Annotated in this window: 12 protein-coding genes; 3 read left to right on the top strand and 9 right to left on the bottom strand. The window is 65.4% G+C overall.

Annotated elements, in window-relative coordinates:
- Window positions 1–186: 186 nt before the first annotated feature.
- Window positions 187–498, top strand: coding sequence for a protein UsfY (gene usfY / locus VKI00_RS16435; RefSeq protein ID WP_324439155.1), 312 nt, complete (start codon window positions 187–189; stop codon window positions 496–498).
- 12 nt (window positions 499–510) lie between these two features.
- Here the strand turns inward: usfY and VKI00_RS16430 are convergent, their stop codons facing one another.
- Window positions 511–768, bottom strand: a complete 258-nt coding sequence (locus tag VKI00_RS16430) for a DUF7218 family protein (protein WP_324439153.1) — start codon at window positions 766–768, stop codon at window positions 511–513.
- A 182-nt stretch (window positions 769–950) separates the two neighbouring features.
- On the opposite strand from VKI00_RS16430, the gene VKI00_RS16425 reads away from it, so the two are divergent.
- Both VKI00_RS16425 and VKI00_RS16420 read left to right on the top strand, forming a co-directional pair.
- Window positions 951–1,388: an ATP-binding protein gene (locus VKI00_RS16425; protein ID WP_324439151.1), complete on the top strand. Its 438-nt coding sequence runs from the start codon at window positions 951–953 to the stop codon at window positions 1,386–1,388.
- On the top strand, window positions 1,385–2,176 hold the full coding sequence (locus VKI00_RS16420) for an RNA polymerase sigma factor SigF (protein WP_324439149.1): 792 nt from the start codon (window positions 1,385–1,387) through the stop codon (window positions 2,174–2,176). Before VKI00_RS16425 ends, VKI00_RS16420 begins: the two co-directional genes overlap by 4 nt.
- Here VKI00_RS16420 and VKI00_RS16415 read toward each other — a convergent pair.
- From VKI00_RS16415 to VKI00_RS16380, 8 genes are all read right to left on the bottom strand, one after another.
- A complete protein-coding gene (locus VKI00_RS16415; RefSeq protein WP_324439147.1) occupies window positions 2,147–2,551 on the bottom strand; it encodes an STAS domain-containing protein in 405 nt (134 codons plus the stop codon). The two genes, VKI00_RS16420 and VKI00_RS16415, sit on opposite strands and share 30 nt — an antisense overlap.
- 202 nt (window positions 2,552–2,753) lie before the next feature.
- Window positions 2,754–3,080, bottom strand: coding sequence for a hypothetical protein (locus VKI00_RS16410; protein ID WP_324439145.1), 327 nt, complete (start codon window positions 3,078–3,080; stop codon window positions 2,754–2,756).
- Window positions 3,081–3,092: 12 nt separating this feature from the next.
- Window positions 3,093–4,889, bottom strand: coding sequence for an acetyl/propionyl/methylcrotonyl-CoA carboxylase subunit alpha (locus VKI00_RS16405; RefSeq protein WP_324439143.1), 1,797 nt, complete (start codon window positions 4,887–4,889; stop codon window positions 3,093–3,095).
- Window positions 4,890–5,000: 111 nt separating this feature from the next.
- Window positions 5,001–5,420, bottom strand: a complete 420-nt coding sequence (locus tag VKI00_RS16400; protein WP_324439141.1) for a SufE family protein — start codon at window positions 5,418–5,420, stop codon at window positions 5,001–5,003.
- The gene (locus VKI00_RS16395) at window positions 5,417–6,310 is read right to left on the bottom strand and encodes a sulfurtransferase (protein ID WP_324439139.1); all 894 of its coding nucleotides are present in this window, start codon (window positions 6,308–6,310) and stop codon (window positions 5,417–5,419) included. Before VKI00_RS16395 ends, VKI00_RS16400 begins: the two co-directional genes overlap by 4 nt.
- A 9-nt stretch (window positions 6,311–6,319) precedes the next feature.
- A complete protein-coding gene (locus VKI00_RS16390; protein WP_324439137.1) occupies window positions 6,320–6,970 on the bottom strand; it encodes a nucleoside triphosphate pyrophosphatase in 651 nt (216 codons plus the stop codon).
- Window positions 6,967–7,194 (bottom strand): acyl-CoA carboxylase subunit epsilon, encoded by a 228-nt coding sequence (locus VKI00_RS16385; RefSeq protein ID WP_324439135.1) that lies wholly within the window; start codon window positions 7,192–7,194, stop codon window positions 6,967–6,969. Before VKI00_RS16385 ends, VKI00_RS16390 begins: the two co-directional genes overlap by 4 nt.
- Window positions 7,191–8,397 (bottom strand): acyl-CoA carboxylase subunit beta (locus VKI00_RS16380; protein ID WP_324439133.1); only part of this gene is annotated, 1,207 nt, incomplete at its 5' end. The genes VKI00_RS16380 and VKI00_RS16385, both read right to left, overlap by 4 nt.

The following is an 8,397-nucleotide window of genomic DNA, read 5'->3' as shown; positions in this document are numbered from 1 at the left end:
GCAGGGCGCCGGCTGGTTCCTGTTCATGCTGATGCTCGTGACGCTCACCATGGGCGTACCTCCGATCGCCGGACACGTTCTGCCTGGCTGACGAACTGCTGGCAATCTCGTCCGGATACTTCCGGGGCGTCTGTGAGCGACTACCGTGGTAGGTACCGCCCGAAAGGTTGGGAGAAGGGTTCAGTTATGGGTGACACCTATCGTGACCCGGTCGACCATGTGCGGACGACACGGTCACACGCAGGCGAGTCAATGATCGATGTGTTGCGCTGGCCTGGCTATCTACTCGTCGTGGCGGGCGTGATCGCCGTTGTGGGTTGCCTGGCGGCGTTCGGGACCGGGCATCAAAGTCAGGGCATGACCACGGGTGTCGTCGCGGTCGCGGCGATGACGTTCGGTCTGCTATGGCTGGCGTTCGAGCACCGACGCGTGCGCAGAATCGAAGACCGCTGGTACGACGCACATCCCGAGGTGCCGCGCCAACGGCCCGCAAGCTGACCAGCCGGACGCTCAGTGGTTGCGGAGCTTTGAGATCAGCTTGTCCTTGGTCAAGTTCGAATAACCCGACATACCAAGCTCTTTGGCTCGGTTCTTGAGTTCTTGGACAGTCCAGTCTTGATACGCGCCGGACTTGCCACCTGACCGGCCCACACTGGAGCGCCCGCGAGCCGCAGCGGCATTCGAGATTCGAGCGGCCTTTTCCTTGGAGTCTCCTTGCTTGCGCAATTCTTGGTAGAGCTTCTCGTCCTTGATTGACGACCTGGGCATCTCAACCTCCTGAGTTTTATTCGCGGTGGCTAGTGGGTATCTGATCTAGACCATGATGAGTTTGAACACGGTCGCGCCCCGCGTTTCGATCGCGTCCATGGGCTGCGGAATACCCGGCGGCGATCATGACTAACCGGCTCGAACGTCAGGGTAGTGTCACTCAAATACTGCCGGGAGGCCCCATGACCGCTGCTGAAAAGCCAGCACAGCATCAGCAACGCGGCGAGCGCGCGATCGAATTGCGTGTTGCAGCGCGGCTGGAGAATCTGGCGGTACTGCGCACGCTGGTGGGGGCGGTCGGCACCTTCGAGGATCTCGATTTCGACGCGGTTGCCGACCTACGACTGGCGGTCGACGAGGTCTGCACGCGGTTGATCCGCTCGGCGACCCCAGACGCCATGCTGGCGATTGTCGTCGACCCGCGAGACGACGAGTTGGTGGTCGAGGCCTCGGCGACATGTGACAATTACGACGTGGTGACGCCGGGCAGCTTCAGCTGGCACGTGCTGACATCGCTGACCGACGACGTACACACCTTCCACGACGGTCGGGAACCGGCTGATGGGCACGGTGTCTTCGGGGTCACCCTCACGACCCGACGGGCGGGCGCCCACAAGTGACAGCGCGAGCTGTCGGCGGTTCTGCATCTCGTCCCAACGAATACGCTGACGTTCCGGACATGTTCCGCGAGTTGGCCACTTACGATGCTGACTCGTCGGAATTTCAGCGCCATCGCGACAAGATCGTGGAGCGCTGCCTACCGTTGGCCGATCACATCGCCCGCCGGTTCGAGGGTCGCGGGGAACCCCGTGACGACCTGGTCCAGGTGGCGCGCGTCGGTCTGGTCAACGCCGTCGCGCGTTTCGACGTCGATGCCGGCTCGGACTTCGTCTCGTTTGCGGTGCCGACCATCATGGGTGAGGTCCGCAGGCATTTCCGGGACAACAGCTGGTCGGTCAAGGTTCCGCGGCGCCTGAAAGAACTGCACCTGCGGCTCGGCACTGCCACCGCCGACCTTTCGCAGCGGCTGGGCCGGGCACCGACTGCCTCTGAGCTGGCCGACGAACTCGACATGGATCGCACGGAGGTCATCGAGGGCTTGGTGGCCGGCAGCTCTTACAACACGCTGTCCATCGACAGCGGCGGCAACAGCGGCGGCGATGACGACGCCCGAGCCATCGCCGACACGCTCGGCGATGTGGACGCCGGTCTCGAGCGGATCGAGAACCGCGAGGCGCTACGACCGCTACTCGACGGATTGCCGGAGCGGGAACGAACTGTGTTGGTACTCAGGTTCTTTGAGTCGATGACGCAGACGCAGATCGCCGAGCGAGTCGGCATCTCGCAGATGCACGTTTCGCGGTTGCTCGCTAAGTCGCTAGCGCGGCTGCGGGACCAATTGGAATAGCCGGTGCGGCTCTTCGATTTCGTCGAGGCTGTCCGGCACCGACTCAACCAGCGGCAGCGCGTTGTCCGGGTCGCAAATGCGTAGCAACCGGGAAACTGCCTTGCTTGGCACCACGGCCCAGCGCACGTCGGTGACCGCGCACCGGACATTGATGGTGTGCAGCGCCGAAAAGCCCGCAGTTCCAAAGAATTCCAGGCCACTCAAGTTGACGATGACCGACTCGGAACGACCGGCGCAGCGCTGGACATAATCGGCGAGCTGAGCGGCATTGGATGCATCGAGCTCGCCGTGCGCCGTAATCACGACGGACGACGCGCCCCACTCAGCGGTGAATCGGGCGGTGTGGTCTTCCCATGGCTCTAAGGGTTGTCTCATGGCAAACATCAGGGTGACTCCATCAGTCGTCGAGCAATCTGTGGATCACGTCAAGCGGTTGGCCCCCGCGCGCGGGGAGAAAAGCTGGGAATAACAGCCTCCCCCTACGTCAGTTAACGTTTTTTGGGGTGGCTGTGAACTCAACCTTCCTCGAACACTACTCCGGCCGCAGTGGACCCACAACGCGAAAGCGCGGGTGTTGCTAGGAAGACCCGTTCGACGCCGCAGCGGCGAATCGTCGCACGGACTCTGCGGCCGCGGTCGCAGCCTGCGCCTGGCCTGCACGTACGCGGGTTGCGATCGCACCGGTTTGCGGGTCGAGCGTTATCTCTGCCAGTAACTCACCCGTCGTCACCTCGCACACCGCCCACGAGTAGCTGGTATCCGCCGACCACTGCTCGGCGCTACGCGCGACATGCTCCGGGTCGGTGACCCCCAGGTCGGCGAGCGCCGGACGATCGTCGATGCGGCTGTCGGCGCGCAATGCGCGCAAGTACCACTGCCCGGCGTTGATCTCGACAGGGTCCAAGAGCTACCCGTGCTATTTGATTTCGGCGAGGACCGTGCCCTGGGTGATTGCGGCGCCCGGCTCGACTGCGAGTCCGGTGATGGTGCCGTCTTTGTGTGCGGTGACAGGGTTTTCCATCTTCATCGCTTCCAGGACCACCACCAGATCGCCGGCGGCGACCTCTTGGCCGTCTTCGACGGCAACTTTCACCACGGTGCCCTGCATCGGTGCGGTCACCGCGTCGCCGGACGCCGCCGCACCGCCGTGTGAACCACGCTTGCGCGGCTTGGGCTTCTTCCTGATCACACCGGCAGCATCGGACCCACCGCCGTTGGACAGCGCCAGGTCACCGGGCAGCGAAACCTCCACCCGACGGCCACCGACCTCGACCACGACCTTCTGGCGCGGCCGAGCGTCTTCTTCGTCCAGCGGCCCGCCGCCGGTGAAGGGTTCGACGGTGTTGTTCCACTCGGTCTCGATCCATCGGGTGTGCACCGAGAAGCCGTGGTCGTCGCCGATGAACGCCGGGTCGGAGACCACCGCGCGGTGGAACGGGATGACGGTGGCCAGGCCCTCGACGTGGAACTCGTCGAGCGCCCGCCGGGAGCGCGCCAACGCCTCCTCGCGGCTGGCGCCGTACACGATCAGCTTGGACAGCATCGAGTCGAACTGCCCGCCGATCACCGAACCGGCTTCGACACCGGAGTCCAGCCGGACGCCGGGCCCGGTGGGGATGTCATACCGGGTGACCGGACCGGGTGCGGGCAGAAAGCCCCGACCGGCGTCCTCGCCGTTGATCCGGAATTCGATGGCGTGCCCGCGCGGCGTCGGGTCCTCGGTAATGTCCAGCTTCTCGCCGTTGGCGATCTTGAATTGCTGCAGCACTAGGTCGATGCCGGCGGTCTCCTCGGTGACCGGGTGCTCGACCTGCAGACGGGTGTTGACCTCGAGGAACGAGATCAGGCCGTCCTGGCCGACCAGGTATTCGACCGTCCCGGCGCCGTAGTAGTGCGCCTCTTTGCAGATCCGCTTGGCGGACTCGTGGATCTCCTTGCGCTGCGCGTCGGTCAGGAACGGCGCCGGCGCTTCCTCGACCAGCTTCTGGAAGCGCCGCTGCAGCGAGCAGTCACGGGTTCCAGCGACGACGACGTTGCCGCGCTTGTCGGCGATCACCTGCGCCTCGACGTGGCGTGGCTTGTCCAGGTAGCGCTCGACGAAGCACTCGCCGCGGCCGAACGCCGCGACCGCCTCGCGGGTCGCCGACTCGAACAGCTCGGGGATCTCCTCGAGGGTGCGGGCCACCTTCATGCCGCGCCCGCCGCCGCCGAAGGCCGCCTTGATCGCGATCGGCACGCCGTACTCCTTGGCGAAGGCGACCACCTCGTCGGCGTCTTTCACCGGGTCGGGGGTGCCGGGCACCAGCGGGGCCTGCGCGCGGGCGGCGATGTGCCGTGCAGTGACCTTGTCGCCGAGGTCGCGGATCGACTGCGGGCTGGGCCCGATCCAGATCAGGCCGGCGTCGATCACCGCCTGGGCGAAGTCGGCGTTCTCCGACAGGAATCCGTAGCCGGGGTGGATCGCGTTCGCGCCGGACTTCTCGGCCGCCTCCAGGAGCTTGCCGAAGTCCAGGTACGACTCCGCAGAGGTCTGACCGCCCAGTGCGAACGCCTCGTCGGCCAGCTTCACGTGAGGAGCGTCGGCGTCAGGCTCGGCGTACACCGCCACGCTGGGCAGACCGGCATCTTTGGCCGCGCGGATCACCCGCACCGCGATCTCACCGCGATTGGCGACAAGAACCTTGGCGATCGTCGAGCTGGCGTGACTAGGCACTGCGCCTCCTGTATGGCTGAGCACTTCTCACATGTCTAAGAGAAATTCTTACAAGTCTTATCGGGGGAAGTTTAAGCGGCGCGCCGCGGGCGATACGACCCGGTGCCCACTTCAGCCGGACTCGCGCACCCGCCGCTTGATACGCGCCAGCATCGCCGACAAGCCACGCAGCCGCAGTGGGCTGATCAAAGCCGCCAGGCCCAGCTCGACGTAGAAATCCTCCGGTACGGCCAGGATGTCGGCGGCGGGCTGCTGGTCGAGGCCGGCGGCAAGTATCGACGCGAAACCACGAGTGGTGGGTGCTTCGGCCGGAGCGCTGAAGTGCAGCCGCACCCGGTTGGCGTCGCTGGCGTCGACGTGCAGAAACAGCGGCGTCTGGCATTCGACCACCGGCTCCATCGCCGCCTCTTCCAGATCGGCGGGCAATGCCGGCAGGTCGTCGGCGAACTCCAACAGCAGGTTGAGCTTGTCCTGGCCCTGGACTTCGGCGAAGTCGGACAAGACCTCGGCCAGCGGCGCGGGCATGCTCATAGGACCGGCACGGCTCCCGGGCTTTCGCCGGCGACGATCGGCACCCGGACGGTATTGCCCCACTCGGTCCAGGAGCCGTCGTAGTTGCGCACGCCCGGGATACCGAGCAGATGAGTCAGCACAAACCAGGTGTGGCTGGACCGCTCGCCGATGCGGCAGTACACGACGGTTTTGTCGTCCGGCCCGACGAACCCGTAGAGCTGCTCCAGCTCGTCGCGACTGCGGAAACGCCCACTGTCGTCGGCCGCCTTTCCCCACGGGATCGACCGCGCCGTGGGGATATGCCCGGCGCGCAACGCGCCTTCCTCGGGGTAGTCGGGCATATGCGTGCGCTTGCCGGTGTACTCGTCGGGCGATCGCACATCGATCAGCGGCTCGGAGCCCAGGATGGCCAGCACGTCGTCTTTGAAGGCGCGGATGGGTGCATCATTGCGCTGCACAACGGGATAGCCGCTCGACGTTTTGGACGGGACATCCAAAGTGGTGTCGCGTCCCTCGTGCATCCACAGGTCGCGCCCGCCGTTGAGCAGCCGCACATCCGGATGGCCGAAGAGGGTGAACACCCACAGCGCATATGCGGCCCACCAGTTGCTCTTGTCCCCGTAGATCACCACCGTGTCTTCTCGGGAAATGCCTTTGCGGTTCATCAATTCGGCGAACTGCTCGCCGTTGATGTAGTCGCGCACCCGCGGGTCGTTGAGGTCGGTGTGCCAGTCGATCTTGACCGCGCCCGGGATATGACCGACGTCGTAAAGCAAGACATCCTCGTCGGATTCGACGATGGCAAGCCCCGGCTGACCCAGGTTGCCGGCCAGCCAGTCGGCAGTCACCAGCCGTTCCGGGTGGGCGTATGCGCTCAGCGTCGGGCTGGGATCTTCTGGTAATGGCACACTGCGAGCCTACCCGCCGGATAGGCCCTCGTTCATGCCCCACAGCTCGGCGACCGATAGGCCAACGCGTTGCAGCAGGGTGGCGGTCAGCGGCAGGCTCAGCCCGATGACGTTGGACGGGTCGCCCTCGATCCGGTCGACGAACCAGCCACCCAGCCCGTCCAGCGTGAATCCCCCGGCGACGGCCAACGGTTCGCCGCTGCCGATGTACGCTTCCAGGTCTGCTGCGGTTGGTTTAGCGAAATGCACTGTAGTGGCTGATGATTCGGATACATGCCGAATAGGGTTGCCGTGGAGCAGCCGCAGCAGGCAGTGCCCGGTGTACAGCTGGCCGGATCGACCGCCCATCGACTGCCACTGGCTTCGCGCCATGTCGGCTGATGCTGGCTTGCCGACCAGTTGGCCGTCGATGTAGAGCATCGAATCACAGCCGATGACAACGCAATCCGCGGCGGTCGCATCGTCCAGGTTGGTCGCGACCTGGTCGGCCTTGGCCTGGGCCAGGATGCGCACGACGTCACCGGAGGAGGTCTCTGATCCCAATGCGGCGATGACCGCGTCCTCGTCGACACCGGAGACCGCGACCAGCGGATCGATGCCGGCTTGCCGCAGCACTTTGAGCCGGCCCGGTGAGGCGGACCCGAGCACCACTCGGGTCATCGGCGCATGTGGGTCCGTTCCAGCAGCGTGATCTTCTGCCAACTGAAGACCGGGTAGCGCAGTTTGTCGACCGGCAGCCCCCACCGGCTGTGCTCCGGCGGTGCCGACTCGCCCCCGCCGCCGACGGCGCTACCCAGCACCGCGATCAGCGCGGCCAGCTCATCGTCGGTCGGCTCGCCCTTGAGCACCTGGATGTGCGGCTCGTGGGTTTCGTGCTCGCTCACAGTGGAATGTTCCCGTGCTTCTTGGGCGGTACCTGGGCGATCTTGCGCTGCAGCAGCCGTAGCGCCGTGCCGATGTAGCCGCGGGTGTGCGACGGCGGAATGACCGCGTCGACGTAGCCCCGCTCGGCGGCGATGTAGGGGTTGACCAAGGTGTCCTCGTACTCCTGCTGCAACTGCAGCCGTAGCGCGTCGACGTCCTCACCCTTTTTCGCGGCGTCGCCGAGTTGCTGGCGGTAGACGAAGCCGACCGCGCCGGACGCGCCCATCACCGCGATCTGCGCCGTCGGCCAGGCGACGTTGACGCCGCAGCCCATGTCTTTGGAACCCATGACGCAGTAGGCGCCGCCGTAGGCCTTGCGGGTGATCACGGTGATCTTGGGGACGGTGGCCTCGCCGTAGGCGTAGAGCAGCTTGGCGCCGCGGCGGATGATGCCGTTGTATTCCTGGTCGGTGCCCGGCAGGAAGCCGGGCACATCCACCAGCATGACGATCGGGATGTTGAAGCAGTCGCAGGTCCGCACAAAGCGGGCGGCCTTCTCCGAGGCGTCGATGTCCAGGCAGCCGGCGAAATGGGTGGGCTGGTTGGCGACGATGCCGACCGGGTGACCGTCGATGCGGCCGAACCCGATCACGATGTTCTGGGCGTAACCGGACTGCACCTCGAGGAACTCGTCGTCGTCGAGGATCCGGGTGATCACCTCGTGCATGTCGTAGGGCTGGTTGGCCGAGTCCGGGATCAGGGTGTCCAGCTCGAGATCCTCTTCGGTGAGGTTGTCCTCGATCGCGCCCTCCGGAACCGGCACGGCATAGCGTGGCGGATCGGTGAAGTTGTTGGGCGGTAGGTAGCCGAGCAGATCACGGACGTAATCGAAGGCGTCCTGCTCGCCGGAGGCGACGTAGTGCGCGGTGCCGGACTTGGCCATGTGGGTGTGGGCGCCGCCCAGCTCCTCCATCGTCACGTCCTCGCCGGTGACCGTCTTGATCACGTCCGGGCCGGTGATGAACATCTGACTGGTCTGGTCGACCATCACCACGAAGTCGGTCAGCGCGGGGGAGTAGACGTGCCCACCGGCGGCCGCACCCATGATCAGCGAGATCTGCGGGATCACGCCGGAGGCCAAAATGTTGTTGCGGAAGATTTGGCTGTACAGGCCCAGCGAGACCACACCCTCCTGGATGCGGGCGCCCGCGCCGTCGTTGATA

The organism is Mycobacterium sp., assembly GCF_035314665.1.
Classification (GTDB): domain Bacteria; phylum Actinomycetota; class Actinomycetes; order Mycobacteriales; family Mycobacteriaceae; genus Mycobacterium.
Note: the sequence above shows the minus strand (reverse complement) of the source record. Positions and strands in the feature narration are given on the sequence as shown.